This window comes from Streptococcus sp. E29BA, from assembly GCF_041807805.1.
Lineage (GTDB): Bacteria > Bacillota > Bacilli > Lactobacillales > Streptococcaceae > Streptococcus > Streptococcus entericus.
Map to the genome: position 1 here is coordinate 1 of NZ_JBGTZA010000034.1, position 18,866 is coordinate 18,866.

The 18,866-nt window shown below is 37.5% G+C and carries 17 protein-coding genes and 3 pseudogenes; all 20 read right to left on the reverse strand.

Going from position 1 to position 18,866, the window contains the following annotated elements:
• Positions 1 to 163: 163 nt before the first annotated feature.
• Positions 164 to 316: pseudogene (locus ACERC8_RS08155) on the reverse strand (DNA-binding protein); the annotation flags it as partial.
• Between the two features lie 221 nt (positions 317 to 537).
• Positions 538 to 1,713 (reverse strand): HTH domain-containing protein, encoded by a 1,176-nt coding sequence (locus ACERC8_RS08160; protein WP_373659398.1) that lies wholly within the window; start codon positions 1,711 to 1,713, stop codon positions 538 to 540.
• A gap of 19 nt (positions 1,714 to 1,732) precedes the next feature.
• Positions 1,733 to 2,779, reverse strand: a pseudogene (locus ACERC8_RS08165) (tyrosine-protein phosphatase).
• A gap of 3 nt (positions 2,780 to 2,782) precedes the next feature.
• Positions 2,783 to 3,589, reverse strand: a complete 807-nt coding sequence (locus ACERC8_RS08170) for a PTS system mannose/fructose/sorbose family transporter subunit IID (RefSeq protein ID WP_373659399.1) — start codon at positions 3,587 to 3,589, stop codon at positions 2,783 to 2,785.
• Positions 3,586 to 4,359 carry a PTS mannose/fructose/sorbose/N-acetylgalactosamine transporter subunit IIC gene (locus tag ACERC8_RS08175; RefSeq protein ID WP_373659401.1) on the reverse strand — a complete coding sequence of 258 codons (774 nt, stop codon included), beginning with the start codon at positions 4,357 to 4,359 and terminating at the stop codon, positions 3,586 to 3,588. The genes ACERC8_RS08170 and ACERC8_RS08175 overlap by 4 nt, the downstream gene beginning before the upstream one ends.
• Positions 4,356 to 4,829 carry a PTS system mannose/fructose/N-acetylgalactosamine-transporter subunit IIB gene (locus ACERC8_RS08180; RefSeq protein WP_373659402.1) on the reverse strand — a complete coding sequence of 158 codons (474 nt, stop codon included), beginning with the start codon at positions 4,827 to 4,829 and terminating at the stop codon, positions 4,356 to 4,358. The genes ACERC8_RS08175 and ACERC8_RS08180 overlap by 4 nt, the downstream gene beginning before the upstream one ends.
• Complete coding sequence (locus ACERC8_RS08185; protein WP_373659403.1) at positions 4,813 to 5,247, reverse strand: PTS sugar transporter subunit IIA; 435 nt, start codon at positions 5,245 to 5,247, stop codon at positions 4,813 to 4,815. Before ACERC8_RS08185 ends, ACERC8_RS08180 begins: the two co-directional genes overlap by 17 nt.
• 158 nt (positions 5,248 to 5,405) lie before the next feature.
• The gene (locus tag ACERC8_RS08190) at positions 5,406 to 7,436 is read right to left on the reverse strand and encodes an extracellular solute-binding protein (protein ID WP_373659404.1); all 2,031 of its coding nucleotides are present in this window, start codon (positions 7,434 to 7,436) and stop codon (positions 5,406 to 5,408) included.
• A gap of 11 nt (positions 7,437 to 7,447) precedes the next feature.
• Positions 7,448 to 8,047 (reverse strand): HAD family hydrolase, encoded by a 600-nt coding sequence (locus ACERC8_RS08195; RefSeq protein WP_373659405.1) that lies wholly within the window; start codon positions 8,045 to 8,047, stop codon positions 7,448 to 7,450.
• 111 nt (positions 8,048 to 8,158) lie between these two features.
• The gene (locus ACERC8_RS08200; RefSeq protein WP_155963011.1) at positions 8,159 to 8,863 is read right to left on the reverse strand and encodes an MgtC/SapB family protein; all 705 of its coding nucleotides are present in this window, start codon (positions 8,861 to 8,863) and stop codon (positions 8,159 to 8,161) included.
• Positions 8,863 to 10,560 carry an ABC transporter permease gene (locus ACERC8_RS08205; RefSeq protein ID WP_373659406.1) on the reverse strand — a complete coding sequence of 566 codons (1,698 nt, stop codon included), beginning with the start codon at positions 10,558 to 10,560 and terminating at the stop codon, positions 8,863 to 8,865. Before ACERC8_RS08205 ends, ACERC8_RS08200 begins: the two co-directional genes overlap by 1 nt.
• Position 10,561: 1 nt before the next feature.
• Positions 10,562 to 11,575: an ABC transporter ATP-binding protein gene (locus ACERC8_RS08210; protein WP_373659408.1), complete on the reverse strand. Its 1,014-nt coding sequence runs from the start codon at positions 11,573 to 11,575 to the stop codon at positions 10,562 to 10,564.
• 28 nt (positions 11,576 to 11,603) lie between these two features.
• Complete coding sequence (locus tag ACERC8_RS08215; RefSeq protein WP_373659409.1) at positions 11,604 to 12,665, reverse strand: extracellular solute-binding protein; 1,062 nt, start codon at positions 12,663 to 12,665, stop codon at positions 11,604 to 11,606.
• Positions 12,666 to 12,676: 11 nt separating this feature from the next.
• Positions 12,677 to 13,513 carry a glycerophosphodiester phosphodiesterase family protein gene (locus ACERC8_RS08220; RefSeq protein ID WP_373659410.1) on the reverse strand — a complete coding sequence of 279 codons (837 nt, stop codon included), beginning with the start codon at positions 13,511 to 13,513 and terminating at the stop codon, positions 12,677 to 12,679.
• Positions 13,514 to 13,805: 292 nt separating this feature from the next.
• Positions 13,806 to 15,659, reverse strand: coding sequence for an SAG1250 family conjugative relaxase (locus ACERC8_RS08225; protein WP_373659411.1), 1,854 nt, complete (start codon positions 15,657 to 15,659; stop codon positions 13,806 to 13,808).
• Positions 15,646 to 16,011: a plasmid mobilization relaxosome protein MobC gene (gene mobC / locus ACERC8_RS08230; RefSeq protein ID WP_373659413.1), complete on the reverse strand. Its 366-nt coding sequence runs from the start codon at positions 16,009 to 16,011 to the stop codon at positions 15,646 to 15,648. The genes ACERC8_RS08225 and mobC overlap by 14 nt, the downstream gene beginning before the upstream one ends.
• Positions 16,012 to 16,013: 2 nt before the next feature.
• The gene (locus tag ACERC8_RS08235; protein WP_373659414.1) at positions 16,014 to 16,376 is read right to left on the reverse strand and encodes an SAG1252 family conjugative relaxosome accessory protein; all 363 of its coding nucleotides are present in this window, start codon (positions 16,374 to 16,376) and stop codon (positions 16,014 to 16,016) included.
• A gap of 242 nt (positions 16,377 to 16,618) precedes the next feature.
• Positions 16,619 to 17,566 carry a nucleotidyl transferase AbiEii/AbiGii toxin family protein gene (locus ACERC8_RS08240; RefSeq protein WP_373659415.1) on the reverse strand — a complete coding sequence of 316 codons (948 nt, stop codon included), beginning with the start codon at positions 17,564 to 17,566 and terminating at the stop codon, positions 16,619 to 16,621.
• On the reverse strand, positions 17,553 to 18,248 hold the full coding sequence (locus tag ACERC8_RS08245; RefSeq protein WP_373659416.1) for a DUF6088 family protein: 696 nt from the start codon (positions 18,246 to 18,248) through the stop codon (positions 17,553 to 17,555). Before ACERC8_RS08245 ends, ACERC8_RS08240 begins: the two co-directional genes overlap by 14 nt.
• Positions 18,249 to 18,356: 108 nt before the next feature.
• Positions 18,357 to 18,662 (reverse strand): annotated as a pseudogene (locus ACERC8_RS08250) (DUF5962 family protein).
• Between the last annotated feature and the right edge of the window lie 204 nt (positions 18,663 to 18,866).

Sequence of the window (18,866 nt, forward strand, 5' to 3'; positions counted from 1 at the left end):
TAGACATAGAGTTCTCCTGTTTTCTTTAGTGTAGAACACTTTATAAATTCTGTCTAGTTTAGTGTAACCGATTCATACATACTTCCATCCTCTCAAATAAAAAAGAAAACCGAAATAGTTCTAGTAGAATAAATAGCCATCTACTATTATAGCACGATTTCCTTTATTTGACCGCTATTCGTTGCTTCCATCGTAAAAACTCCTCAAAGCCATCAAGATTTATAAAAACTAATTTATGAGTGGGATTTATGATGAATTGCTTAAATTCTCTATGTTCCCTCATTTCAGCAATCCAACGATTTAAGGTGTACTTGTTTTGAAAAGGCAACCCTTTTCAACAATTTGTTGCTTAAAGTCATCACTAAATTGACGACGGATTTTTCTAGACATAGAGTTCTCCTGTTTTCTTTAGTGTAGAACACTTTATAAATTCTGTCTAGTTTAGTGTAACCGATTCANTTTTTCTAGACATAGAGTTCTCCTGTTTTCTTTAGTGTAGAACACTTTATAAATTCTGTCTAGTTTAGTGTAACCGATTCAAGATAATTTCTCTACGAAATACCTTAAAATTGGTTGCTCATCGTTCCTACTAAAATCCTTATAGCGTAAATCAATACTGTCAGATACTTTCAGCAGTATCTTTAAGCTAATCGGAAGCATTATTTTCAAAGTATCTTTAAAACAAGTGTAATCTTCAAAGAAATCAAATCGGAAGTAATCTGATAACTCTCTAAGGATAAAGTTTCTTGTTTCTTGAGCAAGTATAATAAGCTGACTATAATTTTCACTAGAACAATCTGAGAATCTATATAAATCCGTACTTATAACAGCAATGTAAGTTAAAAACTGAATTATTTCTTTTTCGAAAACAAATCCATACAGACGGCTATTTAATTTCTCAATAATTTCAACAATCAATTTATGTTCATCCGTAGATTTATAACAAAAATTTATTGGTTGTAGTTCTAGATCCTGATTTTTCTGATAATAATTATTTCGGAAATAAATTAAATAGATGATAAATCTTTCAATATTAAGGTCCGAAAAAACTATCCGAGATTTAGTAATTGAGCTTAAAATTGTTTTTCGGATAAGTTCCTTGTCAAAATCGGAACAAGCAAACAAATTTTCATAGTCAGGTACCCCTGACTTATAAGTAGTGTATCTATCAAAATACCTATATATTCTTATTGTCAGCATCACTTTCTTAAATTGTGGGCCAACAATCTCGATACCATACTTCGGACGCATCTGGAGTGTTAGTCCATATTTCGAAACGAGATTTTTCACCTCCTGTAATTCTCTTGTCAAAGGACTAGTCGTGAGTAGTTCACTCTGAAAGTCTTCAATTTTGAGCGGTATTGTAGATGATACCAGCCTTCTAAGAATATGTAAGACAAATGTATCTTTCTCATTTTCTAACTTGACAGAGGGAAATATCTGAAATAGCTCTTTGATTTGCTCTATATAACTAGGATTATTGATATGCAATTTGTAACCAAATGACCGTTTGGATTCAATACTTCCTAAATCCTGGATACATGATTTTAATTCATTGATATCTGATTTTATTGTTCGTGATGTTACATTTAACTTTTCAGCTATATACGAACTCGTTACAAAATCTTCCGAACGAAAAAGGAGGATAAATAACGCCTTAAGTCTAGGTTTGCTATCTAAGATTTTTAGTCTCTCCAATACTTCCTTACCCACGATATTATCCTCCTATATTTTACTCTAAATACATTTCTCTAAGTCTATCGATAATTTCCTTATCAATATCTAACTCTGAGATAGCATATTGCTCAATTGAACCATAACCATCAAAAATGGAATTGATAGAGGCTTCAATAAAATCTGACTTTGTATCAATAAAAGAATAGAGATGGTCTAACACTTTTTCATCTGTTGTTAGTTTTCTATACCCTTCCATTTTTACTCTATTTCGTTCCTCACGATTTTTTCCAGTAATTAGATAATCTTGAATTAAATCCTCCTTACTGACACCGAGAATTCCTAAGAGTAGCATAGCTCCGTAACCAGTACGATCTTTGCCTCCTCTACAATGCTGAACACTAGCTGGTGAATTTGGATTTGCAAGAACCGTTAGCATTTTAGAAAATGCTGCTTTAGATTCTTTACCTTCTGCAAATGTTCTATATTGTGAATAGACAACTTCTGAGTGATCAACTAATTGTCCTGATTTTTGTTGCTCAATTATTTTATTGATAAGGTTAATGTCCTCATCCTCTTTAGAAGACTGAAATTGAGCTGCGAGCTCTGCAACATGAGCAGATGGATCTAGTTAAAAGCTCGTGACACCTGTATGAATTATAGGATTGGGGTACTTTGACACCTCATTATCACTCCTATAATCAACAATTGTCTTTAAGTTCAACTGTCTTAGATATTCTAAACCATCTTCTGTTGCATTGTGAATATAATCAGAACGATATAACCCCCCCCCCCATTTTACTCTCTTACCGTTATTAGCTTTGTAACCACCCATATCTCTAAAATTATTCATTCCAGACACTGGTAAAGTTCTTTCAGCAACTTTGTACTCGCCTGACTTGGATTTAATCAGGAAATACGGTCTTCTATCTAACTCTAGCAGAATTTCAAATTTATTATCATCAGTTTTCTTTAGAAACTTAATTGGCTCACCGTCTGAGCTACTTAACAGAAATACTTCGACTTCTCCATTTTCAGAATCACTTTCTCTAATAAAAGTGTAGATATTCTTCTGAAACTGTTTCACTTCAAACTCTTTAGCCATAATCTAACCTAACACTTTCAAATAAGTCAAGAGGATAGAAATAACCATAATTCCAAAGATCAATAGTGGAGCATGTTTGCCATTTGTTTTCTTCAAAATTTTATAGATAACAAAAGTTAACAGAATGCTAAACAGCCCAGGCATAACTTTGTCAAACATTTCTTGGAAGAGGATAACGTTGTCACCAGCCTTAATTTCAGAGATAACATTTACTTTAACGACAGAAGCAATAAGTCCTCCAATAACCATAAGACCGACAATATTCGCAATATTTGATAGACGTTGCAGGATATTGCCACCTACTCCTTCAATCAATTCTACACCTTTAGCGTGACCTAAGTGGATACCATAATATTTAGACGCAATGTTTACAAAGTTATAGAGTAAGAACATTACAATCGGACCGAGGACACTACCACTTAATGCTAGGGCTGCACCAATACTTCCGCAAATTGGTAACCAAGTGAATTTCAATACACTATCACCAATACCTGCGAGTGGTCCCATTAGGCCAGTTTTGATACCAGTTACAGTATCCTTCTGATCTTCAGTTGTCGTTTCTTCCACGGCAGCTGCAATTCCAAGAATCAAGGCATCTGAGTTAACATGACTGTTAAAGAATTCAAGATGGCGCTTCATAGCTTTCACACGCAACTCTTTTGGCTTATCCTTGTACAAACGCTCAAGAATGGGTGTGAAACTTGACAAGAAACCAATAGCTTGCATTGATTGGAAGTTATTAGTTACGTTTAGTAATTGCATTCTCCAAAATACTTTGTTTAAATCTTGCTTTGTAATTTTGTTACTCATAGATCATAGTCCTCCTCATCATTATCAATTTGTCCGACAACTTCTTTAACTTGAGCTTTTTGAGTTGCCAAGTCGTAAATCAAAGCAATCGGTAAAGCGATTAGAGTGATTGGTAAAACTGAAAGCTGCAGATAAACTGCTAGAGCAAAACCAGCGATTAGGAATGTCCAAAGCTCAGCTTTTTTCAACATCATCAGCATCAAGAGACCAATACCCACAGCAGAAATAATCTTACCTGCTACTGAAAGACCTGACATAATTTCTTTTGGAAGTGCAGCAACAACTTGGTCTACTATACCAGCACCGAGATATACAGCAATGAAAGTTGGAACTGCACGAATAAGGAAGGCAATTACCATTGGAATATAGTTAATACGATAAACTTTACTAAAGTCACCAGTCTCTGCGATTTTTTCAGCGATTGGATTCAAATAAACAATACTTGAACGATATAGTACGAGTAATTGTTGAGCTAATAGAGAAGCTGGAACCGCAACTACTACAGCAGTCGCAACACCACCTGATGCAAGACCTAATGCCGTCCCGATTGCAGTACCTGAAATGATGTCAGGTGCTGAATAAGCTCCAACGTTACCGATACCCATCCACATAACTTCTAGTGAAGCACCAATGAGTAATGATGTTTGTACATCTCCCATTATCAAGCCGATAACGGGAGCAATCAGCAAGGGACGTCTCAACATTTGAGTACCAATATCATCAATTGCACATAGACCAGCCCACGCTGCAATTAGTAATGCCTGAATCATAAAATGACCTCCTCTAATCTAATTTTTTCGTCGTTTGGAACCATCTGAATTGTTACTTCCACTGAGTTTTCCAATAATTTCTTGAATGCTTCCTTCTCGGAAGGTGTAACAGCAACTGACTTAGTTAGCTTCTCCCTACCTTCTTGGAACCTCATTCCACCCACATTAAGAGAAGGAATTGGAACACCAGCTTCGTAAGCTCTTAATACATCTTCACTAGTCGTAAATAGTAGCATTGTTCGTCTAGTAATTTTGTTTGTTTTGATAATTTCACCAAATTTTTCAACAGGAAATGCTTTTACAGAAATTCCTTGTGGAGCTGCCATAGTCAAAATACTTTTTTGAGTTTTGTCGCCAGCAACTTTATCATTCAAAACAATAATTTGCTCAATCTTATGCATATTAACCCAGGTCGTAACTACTTGACCGTGAATTAAACGATCATCTATCCTACTAAAGACTATAGTCATCTTCTTCTCCTTCTTCAATTAAATCTTGTTTAGTCCTGACACTAAATCCTTGGTCATAAGCTGTCTTTAATACAGCAGCTAATGATTCAATTTGTTGTCCACGATTCATCAGAACTTCTAAAAGCATGGGTAGATTCAACCCTGAGACAACTACTACTTTTTCCTGAGATAAAAGTTGTGATGCTAAATTTATTGGAGTTCCTCCGATAATATCCGTAAGAACAACCAGTCCTTTAGTTGTATCCAACGAGGAAATCTTTTGAAGCATCTCTTCTTTTAGAACCTCGACATCGTCAACTGTATATACTTCTAATGTCTCAAAGTTGGTCTGCTTACCTACAATCAACTCTGCACTATCAATTGCAGCCTTCGCAAAATTACCATGAGACATTAGTAGTAATGCAATACCGTCTGACATATTATCCTCCTGCTTTATTTTAATTAAATAAAAACTTTGTTTTTATAAGTTAATTATAAAGGGAATGATATGCGGTTTCAATGAAAGGATTTTCACTTTATAAAGTGAAATTTTTTGGAAAAAAGAAGCAATTAGCCACTAGACTAACTGCCACTATTTCATTCAGAAAATCTCTCAATTAACTCTTGTCCTAATATATTTTCAAAATCTAAATCAGTAACAAAATCATGCCAGTTACTTCTACTACCCTGACTGAAGGTCTCCTTAAAATTCTCAAACCATGGATACATTTGCCCAAGATTAGTGTCCCCAATAACTGTTTCTACAGGAAGTACACCCCCAAGGTAGGCCAATAGACGAGAAACCTCTGGAGAATACAGCCAATTTAAAAAGTTTAAGCAGTGAGTGACCTGAGCGGAGAATCTACTAATGCCAATAGAACCACCTCCGGTCATCGCTTGTTTACCTGGAACACTGGCAATATCAAATTGGTAGGTAACATCATGTTTTTCTGATCCTGAGAACAGTGGTGAGATATAGTTTGAAAAGACGATTTCCATTGCGGTATGACCTAGACGTAAATGTCTAACATGATCTTCCCACCATAAATCTAGTTTACCGTTAGTAAATGTCACGCTATTTTTGTAGTCTTTAAATGCCTCATTGATAACAGATAAGTCCATATTATTCTTTAATAACTTTTCTCTATATCTTGGCATAAAGTCACATGTTGCAACGATAGGGGTCTTAAATGCTAGTGTATGGCCGAAATCAGTCTGCGAATCTTTGTTGAAAGACTTACTAAAGAAAGACGACACGCGATCAAACTCTTCAAAAGTTTTTGGCACATCCAATTGTTTTTTGAACTTCTCGTAAAACTGCCGCTGGAGCAACGTATTATCAAATAGATCTTTCCGATAAACTAAGACTTGGCTGGAGATATCGAATGGGAAAGTGTATTGCCTATCGGACTGATAGCTATACTCTAAGGCAATATCAGACATCAACTTACTGTTGATTAACTGTGCGATCTCCTGATTTGTCACCTCCCGAAAAATTGTTTCGGCAAAATTTGGTAACCAGGCCATGTCTACACGGATTAAATCAACTCGATTCAAAAATTCTCGATTTGATAAGTTGGCAAGCAATTCTTGATAGGTGAATTCTTCAATCTGAATAGTAATGCCTGTCAGGGTCTTGTATTTTTCCACAAGTACCTTAATGGCATTTGACATGGGTGATTCAACGATTGCAAGAGTTAGGGTTAAAGCAACTTTATGACAAATTTCCTCATTATTACTCTCAATACCTTTAAGCTCAATAAGAGAATAATCATTAGTCTCCAGAGCAGTTAGTACCCGCTTCGCAACTAATTTATAATCTAATTTCAAATAAGAGGTATTATGCTGCCCGATGATATCACGGCAACCTAAAACTAAAATATGAGGCCTATTTGTTTTCCCAAACCAATCAAATAAATCGTTTAGTTCCTTAGCAACCTTCCTATCAGAGACAACTAAGGTGTCATTAGCCGTTAAATGAGACAATTTTGAGTACGTCATCACAAAATTGTTATTGTCAGAATCTGTCAACAATCGTACTCTGAAATCTGACTTAAGCAACGTTCGATGCAGTTTCTCAAAGAGAGAAAAACCTGCATAGGGACTGATGAGTGTAACAATCCCATTGGAACGAGCTTCTAAAAAATTTAACACAAGTGCTTGGATACGGTCACTATCAAAGTTAATGCCAGCATAGTTCTCGGTATCAACGAGAAGGAGTTTAGTTCCTTGTTTCTCCAAGTCTGTCACACGTGTCGGCTCAAGCCCAACACAAACCACAGCAAGGGGTAAAAGTGAACTAATCTTTAAAATCCGTTCATCTAAATCAATCTGATTTTTGAAATAAACTAATTCAATATCATAATCATCACTATCAAAGGTCACTAGAAAATCAATGAGGTCTGTGTAATGAAAACGACCAAAATACGGAATAAAAACACAGACTTTTTTTGACAATCCTTTTCTCAAGACCTGAGCTTGTGAATTTAATTGGTACCCCAGACGCTTTGCCGCCTCTTCTACCAACTTAATTTTTGAAGCTCGAACATTTCCTCGTTTATTTAAGACATTTGATGCTGTACCATGTGACACTCCAGCCTCACGAGCGATATCTTTAATAGTAACCATAACTTAGCCTCTTAATTTAAAAAACCATCCAAATACTCTAAAAATAATGATATATCTGTTACCTGATAAGTATTTATTCCTTGATCTCGGGCAGCCTCAAGGTTCTTCTCTAAGTCATCAAAGAAATAAGTGTGACTGGGTTCAAGACCAAATGTAGTCAATAACGTTCGATAAATCTCAGGTGCTGGCTTGGATTGCTTAACCTCATAAGATAAAATTTTACCATCCAAAATTGATGCGAGTTCTGGTGCTCGTTCTTCCATACACGGATAAAATAATTGAGAAGTATTGGAAAGAATGTATAGCTGATGTCCATGTTGCTTTAATGAAGCCATTTTTTTAACAACATCATCATAGAATCTGACATAACGATACCAATACCACATGATTTGATGAACTTCTTCCTCAAATTCATGTGATAATTCCTCATTAACTTTATTTTCAACTTCTTCAACAGTATACAGTCCGGCATCCATCTCTTCCCATAACCCTGAACCAAAAATAGCAGTATCTACTCGACAACGTGATTCATCATCAGGTAATAAAGTCTTCAAAAATACTTCCTTGTCCCACTCAATAATCACATTTCCAAAATCAAAGACTAAATTCATTCCACACCTCTTTTTTCACTTTACAGCAATATTATTTCACTTACCATTCTACCAAAATACACTGAATTTTCGTAGTCACTTTATAAAATAAGGTGCTGTCTAGACAACACCTTATTTCAATTCCTCTAAATAAATTACACCTGGTATCCTAGATAAATCTTCCATCAATTTTAAATGATCAAACGATTCATTAAGTTTTAGGGACAGATAGCAGGAAACTTGACTGGCTTCTTCTTGGTATATCCCTTTCTTCTTGTCACTATGACTAAGCCCATTTTGCATATCCAGAATCTTAATATCAGAGGTGCTTAAAAAGATAAGGAGACGATTAAAGCCCTCTAACGAGTTAAAAATAATATGGAAATCTGCAATTTTAGATCTACTATTTAAGTAATCTTTTAGGGGGGCAAATAGGGTCATGATACCTATTAAAGCAACAGTTGAAATGAGGGCACCTGAGTAGAAGCCAATACCAGTAGCTAGTCCAACAACAGCAGAAGCCCAAAGGCCTGCTGCTGTTGTTAGACCTCGAATTTTTTGGTTGTCTGTTACTAATATTGTTCCAGCACCTAGAAATCCTAAGCCACTAATAACTTGTGCACCCATTCGTGTAGGATCGCCTGAGCCATGTTTAAGAACAATGTATTGATTCGTCATCATCACCATAGCTGAAGCTAAACAAACAAGAATGTAGGTACGAATTCCGGCCGCCTGGTTTTTAACTCCTCGTTCAAATCCTATGATTCCACCTAGAACGACTGATAAAGTCACCCTAATTAAAATCGTAGGTAGAGTCAAATCTCCCAACTCACCCATTAACGTTTCGTTCCTTTTTGAGTTCTGAAACGATGGCTAAGATAAAGGGCAGAGGCTGACATAATCATCAAGATAACTGAATAAACAAACATCATTGCGATAGCGTTGACGGTAGCTGTCTCGTCAGTTGCAGATTTAATGACAACACCAAGTGGTCTAAAGAGAGGATGGTAGAGGAATACCGATAAATCATAATCCGATAATAGTGAGTTAAAGTTTAGTACCATAACAGAGAGCACAACTGGCATAATAAACGGAATGATGACCTTTACCATAGTGTAGAAGCTAGATGCTCCCATACTACGAGCGGCTTCTTCCATATCACTATCAATACTAAAGAATACTGCTCGAATCATCCGATAGGAAAACGGAAGTTTTTGGATAATGTAAGCAATAAGCATCATCCCTAAGGTACCAATCAGAACCTGGTTAAATACAATCAAACGAGGCTCATTAAAGGTAAACATCAAGCCAAGTGCAATCAGTGTACTTGGTAAAATCCAAGGGATTAAAGCACCATACTCAAAGAATTTATCGAATTTATAAGTGTTCTTATGAACAATTCTTGAAATAACAATTGCAATTACAGTAGCTACAAAGGCTGCTAATGCCGCATAAAGCAAACTTACAAGATAAGGTTTAAAGAACTCCGCGTTAGAGAACAGCTCTTGATAGTTTGCCAAAGTGAAGCTAGATAAGCTCAAGTTACCAGTTTTAATGGTCAATGCATCCGTGAAGGAATATAGGACAACCAGGGTAATTGGTAGCATATAGATCACAAATAGCACGTAGGCAACAATGTGAGCAATGGCATTCCAAACTGGAGATGTGATAACTTGTTTTTTCAGACCAGCTTTTGTTTTTGACACAGAGACATAGTTACCGCCTTTTTCTACCTTGTTAAGCAAGGTTAACAATAAGATTGTTGCCAAACCCAACATAATGGCCAGGAAGGCTGCAAGGTCACGTGAACCATTTGATTTTGCAAAACTGATGATCAAGGGGTTAATCGTTTGAAACTCTTTACCACCTACGATAAGTGGGGCAGAAACTGCTGACAAACCAGTTAAGAATGTCAAAATGGTTAAGGCAAACAAAGTCGGCTTGAATGTCGGCAACACCACTTTGAAGAATACGGTCATTGGTTTCGCACCCATGTTTCGAGAAGCCTCAATAGTGTGGTAGTCAACACTACGAACAGCATTCGTCAAGAACATGATATGGTTTGAAGTACAAGCGAAAGTCATAATAAACAAAACTGCTCCGAAACCATGAAACCAATCTGGATTCATACTAGGAAATACAGACAGCAACAACTTGGTAATCAGTCCATTACTGCCATAAACAAATTTATAGCCAGTAGCGAGAACGATACCCCCGTAAATCAAAGAAGACATATACCCAAGCTTGAGAACTTTGGCTCCCTTGATATCCCAATACTCTGTCAAGAGAACGACGAGAGTACCAACCAGGTTAACAGTTACTACCATAGAAATGGCTAATTTAAAACTGTTAGCAATACTATTAAGAGCACGCTCTGAACTCATAATCTTATCTAAGGCTCGTAAAGAAAACTCACCATCTTTGAAAAAGACATTTGTCAGAAGTCCGATATTTGGATAAATGATGAATGCTACCAGTAACCACAGAACACCTATCCGTAGTAACCAGTCTTTCCATTTAATATCTTTGAGCATACTACTTACCTCCGTATTGCATAATGTCTTTCGGATTGATAAATAGAGTCACGACATCATCGATAACATGGCTTGAATGCCCATCATTCTTTTCAATGATATTAACTTGCTGTCCATTATCCAATACAACAGTGTATTTAATGAAGACACCATTGAATTCCAGATCAATAATCTTCCCTTGGATAGACAAATCACTTTCTGATTGTCTTTCCAATTTAACACGCTCTAAGCGGACATAGCCACTTGTTGGTTCAAAAATTGGCAATCCATTAGCAAGTAGAGCCAAGGTTTGCTCTGACAGATGGTTGATATCACCAATGAAATCACATACAAATTCTGTCTTAGACTGATTGTAAATTTCATATGGTGTACCAACTTGTTCAATGAAACCATTGTTAAAGACCGCAATACGATCAGATAAGGTCAAGGCTTCTTCTTGGTCGTGAGTGACATAGAGCGTTGTGATGCCCAACTCTTTTTGAAGTCGCTTCAACTCTAAACGCAGATCAACACGCAATTTGGCGTCCAAGTTTGACAGGGGTTCGTCCAAACATAAAATCTTAGGTTCTAAGACCAGAGCCCTTGCTAAAGCAACACGTTGTTGCTGTCCACCGGAGAGCTCTGAAATATTACGCTTCAGTTGCTCATCAGAAATCTTGATTTTTTTAGCAACCTCATGAACCTTGGCTTTAATGATTTCAGGAGAAATCTTCTTAACTTTCAGACCAAATGCAATATTATCATAAACTGTCATTGTAGGGAACAAGGCATAACTTTGGAAAACAATACCAATCTCACGTTTTTCTGGATCTAAATTCGTGATGTCCTTACCATTAACATGAATGGTACCCTTAGAGGGGTTGATGAACCCCACTAAGGTACGCAAGGTTGTTGATTTACCACAACCACTTGGTCCGAGAAATGTAAAGAACTCCCCTTCCTTGATTTCTAAATTCAAATTGTCAATCGCAATAAAATCTGCATATTTGATTTGTATATCGTTAAAGGTAATCATATACACCTCTCCTCACTTCTAAATGTTACTATTCTACGAATTCAAGCTCAGCTTTTTCAACCCATGAGTTAATGTTCTCACCGATGAACTCCCAATCCAATTCTTGAGGTTTAACGCTGCTTGCAAAGTCTTTAATTTCAGATTTAGCACCTTCAAGGGCTGTCTTGTTAGCAGGGATTGAACCAAACTCATCACTCCATGCTTTTTGAACTTCTGCACTACCAAACCAGTTGATAAACTCTTTAACAAGTGCTTCTTTCTTGCTAGTTGACAAAATACCAACTTGCTCAGTGACGTAAGGAACACCTACTTTAGGGCTCATAACTTGGAATTTATAGCCACGTTCAGCTTCGTTTTGAAGAACGCCTGAACCCCACATCATGCTGTAGTTCAATGGGGTGCTATCATCGATAAGAGCAGAGATATAATCTTCACCCTGTGCGTAAGTATGTGCGTTTTGAATGTATTTCTTAGCTACTTCCCAACCTTCGTCAGAGATACCCAAATCACCTTTTTCGTCAGCATAGCGGCTAACGATACTTGCAAAGATATTTTTAGAAGTACCTGTGTTCAAGCCAGAGATACCGTATGCACCTTTATAAGCATCTTTTGTCAAATCTGTCCAGTCACTTGGCATATCAGCTTTTGCATTACCAATCAGTACCAATGGTTGAACAACAATTGGGTGATAGTAGCCGTCAGCATCACCAAGTGTAGCATCTACTTCATTTGCCCACTCTGGACTGTATTTAACAAGAAGTTTTTCATCTTTGATACGGTTGAACTCCAAGTTGTTCAAACCAAATACCATATCAGCAATCGCATTGTTTTTCTCTGCAATCAAGCGGTCAGCCAATTCACCACCTGAGATGTCAACGTAAGAAATTTTAAAGCCTTTTTCAGCAGCTTTTTCTTTAAGCCAATCACCACGGCCATCAGTTGTTGAGTTAGAATAGATGACAATCTCTTGGGAGTAGTCAATTTCAGCTGGAGCACTTCCCTTAGCTGGCTCAGCTGATTTAGATGTACCACAAGCAGTCAACAAGATTGCCGCACTAGCTAACATGCAAAGTTTTTTAAAGTGTTTCATGAGAATTTCTCCTATTTAATAATTTTTTTGTAGTTATTTTCAATTAAGCAAGAATACAATAAATATGGCCAATCTGTTTGAATAATATCAAAACCAAGTTCAACTAATTTGATCCAAGAATACCCATTATCAAACAGAGCTACTTCATCATCAATTCTTGCAGCCAGTACGATGGTGTCGTTTAGACGTAGAGCATTTACCCAAGTGAGAATGCCTTTATTACGAAGTCGTTGCATAGTGGCAGGACTAACTAATTCTGAGTCTAAATCTTCAAAAATCAATTCGACTGCAACTAAGTTGATACCTCCAAAGTTTAGAACCAACTCTAGTTCTTCAACCGTTTTGACGATTGGCATAAACATAACATCTAGCCCAGAATTTCGCAATTGCTCCAGCAACTCTCTTTTTGCTGGTGCTTTAAGCAAGACTTGATCTAATGACTTATAGGTTTTAAGTTTATCAAGGAACGTGTCCCAATAGAACCAACTACGATCAATGTTGATTAGGCTCTTACCTTCAAGATTGGTAAGAACTTCCTCAATCGTCTCTAACCTTTGGTCAACTGGCTCAGCAAGCGAGTTGAAGCAAGGTAGACCTTTAATTTGTTCTGAAGGCAAGAGACGGAGATCAATATTCATATCAAAGACCAGTTTTTCTTGACCATCATGGAAAGCGAAGAATTCACCATCAATAGAACGGACAACGTCAACTTCAACCATATCACCTTTATGTCGAATAGCATTCAGGTAAGCCTTGGTCGTATTTTGGATAACGTTACCGCCATTTGTTCCACGGTGAACCGCAATTAGCACCCCCCTTTCTTCTCGATATTTCTGTAAAAGATTCATCTGACTTCCTCCTTTATTTGTTTACAAGATTATTGTAAGCGATTTTTTGGAACGTGTCAAGTTTTTTATAAAAAATTTTTTCTTAATAATGTTTCTAAAAAATACAAAGGTTCAATATATTCATTCCTGCACGTACCTACATAATTGTTGAACCCTCCCTTGAAATAATAATACTTTTAGCAAATTGTTTCTATCAACTTCATGTAAAGGATTTTAAAGTATTTGGTAAATTTTTTGTAACAGTACTAAATTAGTTATTTTATTTATAGGATATCTAAATAATCATTTTGTACTAAAATGTTTTTTTCTGACTACGTTTCATTCTGTCAATGCTCTTCATAAACTTCTCCACACGTCTCACTTCATATTCATAATCATCTATCAATTTACCTAGCTCTTCTTGGCAATGTTTTATCTCATGAGCCACATCTTCAAGTGTAGTGACCCCCGTCAGATTTATCTTGGCATAATCATACCGGGCTAGCCTTCGGTTTTCTGGGTCTGCGTTATTAAGATTTAGTAACACTTCCGCCACCTTGTTAAGGTAAGCAAGTTTATCCTGATAATCCGTAATCATAAACTCCAGTTGAGCAATATCCTGAATCATTTCGTTCTTAATCTCTTGATAGGATTTATTGTCAGTATCCAGGTCAATCAAAAGATTAAGCTCTGCTATTTTCTCTTTGAGGCTGGTCGTGGTTGGTCGTCTGCGTTTAGGTATATGCTTGCTGTCGTGAGTTAGCTGACGGATTATTTCACGTCCTCGCATATAGCGGTTGAAATCAGAGTTCGCTTTATTGTAGATGAAAAATTGAGCAGTCTCTCGGATAAAGACATGGTAGGACTTGCCCTGTTCGCTCTCATGAATATCTAAGTTACGGTTTGGAATAAAGACCAAGCCGTCTTTTTTGACGCCATAAGTCATCCTGATAAAGATGCCGTCCTTGACCAGCTTGTCAATCTGGTGGTCTGCTAGGACAACTTCAAACTCGTGAATCTTATCTCGCTTCTCCTTGAAATCCTTATAGGCTGTCAAGAGTTCCTCACTAGGAAGTTTGTCCTGGTCCTGCTCTTCTTGATAATTCTTAAAATCTGAGGGTAGGTTAGCCAAGTCAGGGTCTGGTATGATGTCTCTGTTATCAAAATACTCTTCAAAAAACTGGACATCGTAAAGACACTTGGCACTCAGCTTCTCATTTTTTATGGCTATGCTCCTGCCATTCTCTGATAAAGTAAAGACAACGTGTTTCTGTTTGGGAGAACTGATCAGGTTCAGCTGCTCTGCCATTTTAACCAAATGCTCCAGGCTCCTAGCCTTGGGTAAAAGAAACTCCAGTCGCTCTTCAATACCTCGTTTCGCAAACTGCTCCCGAAAATAATCCTCGGTGTAGGGCTGTCGCTTATCCAGCTGATGACCGCGAATGACCTGCTTCATGTCTCGGTCAGTCATCAGAAAGCGTGCGTGTTTGCGAGAGAAATCTATCGTCAAGTTTAGAGCAGGAGCCTTGGACACAAAGTCCTCAAAGCTCTTGCTGTTCTCCAGGAGAAAATAGAGTCGCTGCTTGAGTTCGAACTTGTGATTGGTCTTGCGGTAGGTTTCAAACTGTTCGTGCGAATAACGATTAGGGGTGATGATTTTTGCTCCAGCTTCTTTGGCAATGCGATCTGAAATCAGACGAAGGTTTCTCTCCTGGGCATAGTCCCATTTGAGTTTTTTGTCTGACTGCTTATCCACGGCGTTAATCAAGATATGGTTATGGATATGGTCCTTATCAACGTGGGTCGCAACAATAAAACGAAAACTCCCACCTGTTAATTCTTTAATGGTCTCATAGCCAATACGGTTAATCTCTTCAGGTGTGAGCTTGTCATCAGGGGAAAAGGATTGAATCAGGTGGTGGGCATGGATTTTCGTTTGCTTGAGTTGCTGACGGTCGTTTCTTGAATCATAGAGCCGATCATTGTTGGTCAAGTTAGCCTGATACATCTCCACCAATTCCTCATAGCTGGGAAAGTCCAGGTAATTGCTCATGCCAAAATCAGAGACCAGCTTCAGCTGCTTCGTCTTTTCTGGATTGAGGATGTACTTGATGAGACTCTTGCGGTACTTGGTGCTATGCACCGCAAAGTGCTTAGTGACAACCATAAAACTCCTTCAGCTGCTGGCACTTGATGTTAAAGTCCTTCTCCACTTCCTTGATGAGTTGACCAATGCCCTGTACCAAGAACTCACAGTCGCTTGACGTTAGAAGATGAGTTTGGTTGACAGTCCGTGCAATTTGATTGAGATTATTTCCGATACGCTTCAGTTCAAAGACCAGGTCGTCATAGTTACTGGTATCAATGGTCAGAAAGGTCATATTGGGATTGAGCAGCACCTTTCTAGCATAAGCAGAGAAATTTTTACAGCCACTCTGTCCAATACGATTATTCAGAGTTGCTAACTCCTGGTCCGTTAGAAAGACTTTTTTGAGGTTAGTGCGGTAACGATTTTCCATATCTAACCTCCCATGTACTTGTCACGAAAATCTGGACTGAGTGGGATAGCCTTCTCGACTTCAGCCATCAGCTCTTGCACACAGGTTAGGATAATTCGCAAGTGCTCTGCCGTGACCCGCTGGGTCTGTTCGGCCATGATAGTCACCTGTAAGATGTCTCGGCTGATTTGTTCAATCTTCTGGGACTGCCAGAGGGTAAACCAGTCAGCTACCGACTGCCTCCCTTCAACTAAATCCATTAGCTTTTGACGGACAAAGGGGGAGAATTGCTCTGCGTGTTCTTGCCTCATCAGCTCCTGAATCTGCCGCAGCTCCTCTGGTGTCAGATTGATTTCCTTACGGATAATGCGATAGTGGTCTGTCATCTCGTTATACTCCTTCTCTAGTTGCCTCTATCGGGTCTAACCCGATACCGTATCAGATACGGGGGTCTTCCTAAAAGCCTCATCGCTTCGCTTTTCGGCTTTTGGCGAGCTCAGTTATTGTGTCCACAATAACCCAAAATCTAATCGCCAGCTGACCCCAAACCTTACAGGTTTGTCAGCCGACGATAAGAAAACATGGTGGCTTCGCCCCAAACCCCAAAATAAAAATGACTAGCAACTTGCTAATCATTTTCAACTTTTTGTAAAATACCATCAATCTGTTCAAATACTCCAATGGCTTTATCAAATTTCTGTGGAACTTCTGTATAAAGTAATTCCTCATGTAAGCTTTCATAATTTTTTCGAATATCAGGCGCAATAAACAAAGACTTCCAATTCTCAAAAGCAAATGGTGTATCAGGATTATAATCCTCAATATGATTTTTTCGCTTTCCAATATAGAACTGATCTGTCCTCTTAGTAAGATGAAGCAATTCCTTAAACGCTGCCTCATCTGATAAAAAGTTCTGAACTTCTGGATGCTCAAAAAGTTTCACCACATCATAAATATGCCGCACCTTCCTCAATAAGTCTTGATTGAAAGCGTGTCGTTTAACAGCCAAAACCTTATCTAAAAATGTTCGTGTAATATCCAAAACATTGACTTCAATGAGTTCAAGTTCAAATTCTTCGATGACATCAAACATACCATTTTCTTCTAAATAATCTTGGATATAGGTTTGGAGTGTCATCTTTTGACTTGGTTCTGGTCTAATAGTGCTCCCTATTTCTAGTTTAATCCGATAATCTGACCCAATGTCATCTAACCAGACGAGAGAACTTTTAGCCACCTTACTCCTTTCATCAGGTAACTTTTGAATAGACAAGCCAGACCACAGCACTTCCTCGATTTTCTTAAGAGCCCTATCTTTTTGTTTCTCGCTAAGCTCAGTATTCAAAAATGTTAAATCAATATCCTCTGAGAAACGTTCAATCGTTCCAGGATAACATTTACTCAGCGAGGTCCCACCTTTGAAGACACAACTCTCCATAAATTCACTCTGGGACAATTGCTGTAGTATCAAAACAATTAGGTAATCTCGTTTCACGGCATCTAATGGGATATGACGCCACTTACTAACGACTTGAGACAAAGTTTCAAATGCCTCTTTATCCTTATGCAACTTCATAGTAAGCCACCTTCGGTTCTTTGTATTTTGATAAGGTTGACAAATACTGATGAACAGTATTGGGAATATGATAAGAATCCAATATCAACTTCAAGAAATAGAGCGTACTTTTTTTATACCGATGCTCACTCAAAATCAAATCTAAAACGTGATCTTGAAAAGAATTTTTTGCAAAATATTCACAGTAATTAATAAACTGCTTTTCATCAAGATCCTGCAAATTATCTACCACCGATAAAACTTCCAACATAGCCAAAGTTTCTCTGACAGAGTGGGTGAAGGTCAGTTTTGATTGTTTGATAGAAATATTTTGAATGGTGGACTTTTGATGACTGTTGTTGGTTAAAATATGATACTGCTTAGAAATTTGACTCGTCAATTGAAGTTGGTTAAAGAGCTGATAGCCCACGACCATCCCCTTCTCATTTTCAATAAACTGGTCAACGATTTCCTTTTCGGTAGGCAATACCAAACCAAATCTCGTTTGTTGTGGTCGCGTATAGACCCCTTTACTTATTCGAGCAAGTTCCTGATTTGATACCATCCTCTCCAATACCTTATAAAAATTTTCTTCAGAAATAGCCGTCTTACTGGCAATCCGTTGGAAAAGCTCACTGGCAAAAATCAATTCTTTTTCTGGAAGTTCCTTGATGTACTCCTTAATTTTTGTAATTTGTTTCATTTGTTTTACCTCACTTTAAGTATGACAAAACTTTTATTTCTTGTCAAGTTTTTATTGTTTTTACTTGACTATTAAGAAATAAAAAAGGAAAGCACACTGCTAACCTTTTTAGTACTGAAGCAGACACCTTCGGTAGTAGGCTGCTTTTGATGAACTAAATGCTTCCAGTCGTTGCACCAAATCAAAATACTCTATCCTCACAGCCTCATCCAAGTTTGGAAAGAAATACTCACGATTCGTCATGATAACCTACAGCTGACCTACTAACTCTCGAATCGAAAAATCCAAATCACCTGTTGAAGTCTCATAGTATCTTTTTAGTTCGAGATACACCTCATATTGGTCTTGTGAAGTAAACCCGTTACTCAAAAGATTATCTAATTGATTATACAAATCATTATATTGCTCAGACATATTCAGCCTCCTTTACCATTTACTATTAATTTACCGCGTACGACAACATTTGTCAGCTCAAAATTTTTATTTTCATAGTGAATTTACGATTAAAACAAAGCTATTCCACAAAACATGTAAAACCTGAAAAGGCACCCCTTTTCTGTACACTTTTTATAAAGTGTTTTTGTTAAGCGATAACTCGCTTAACCATAGGTGTTTGGT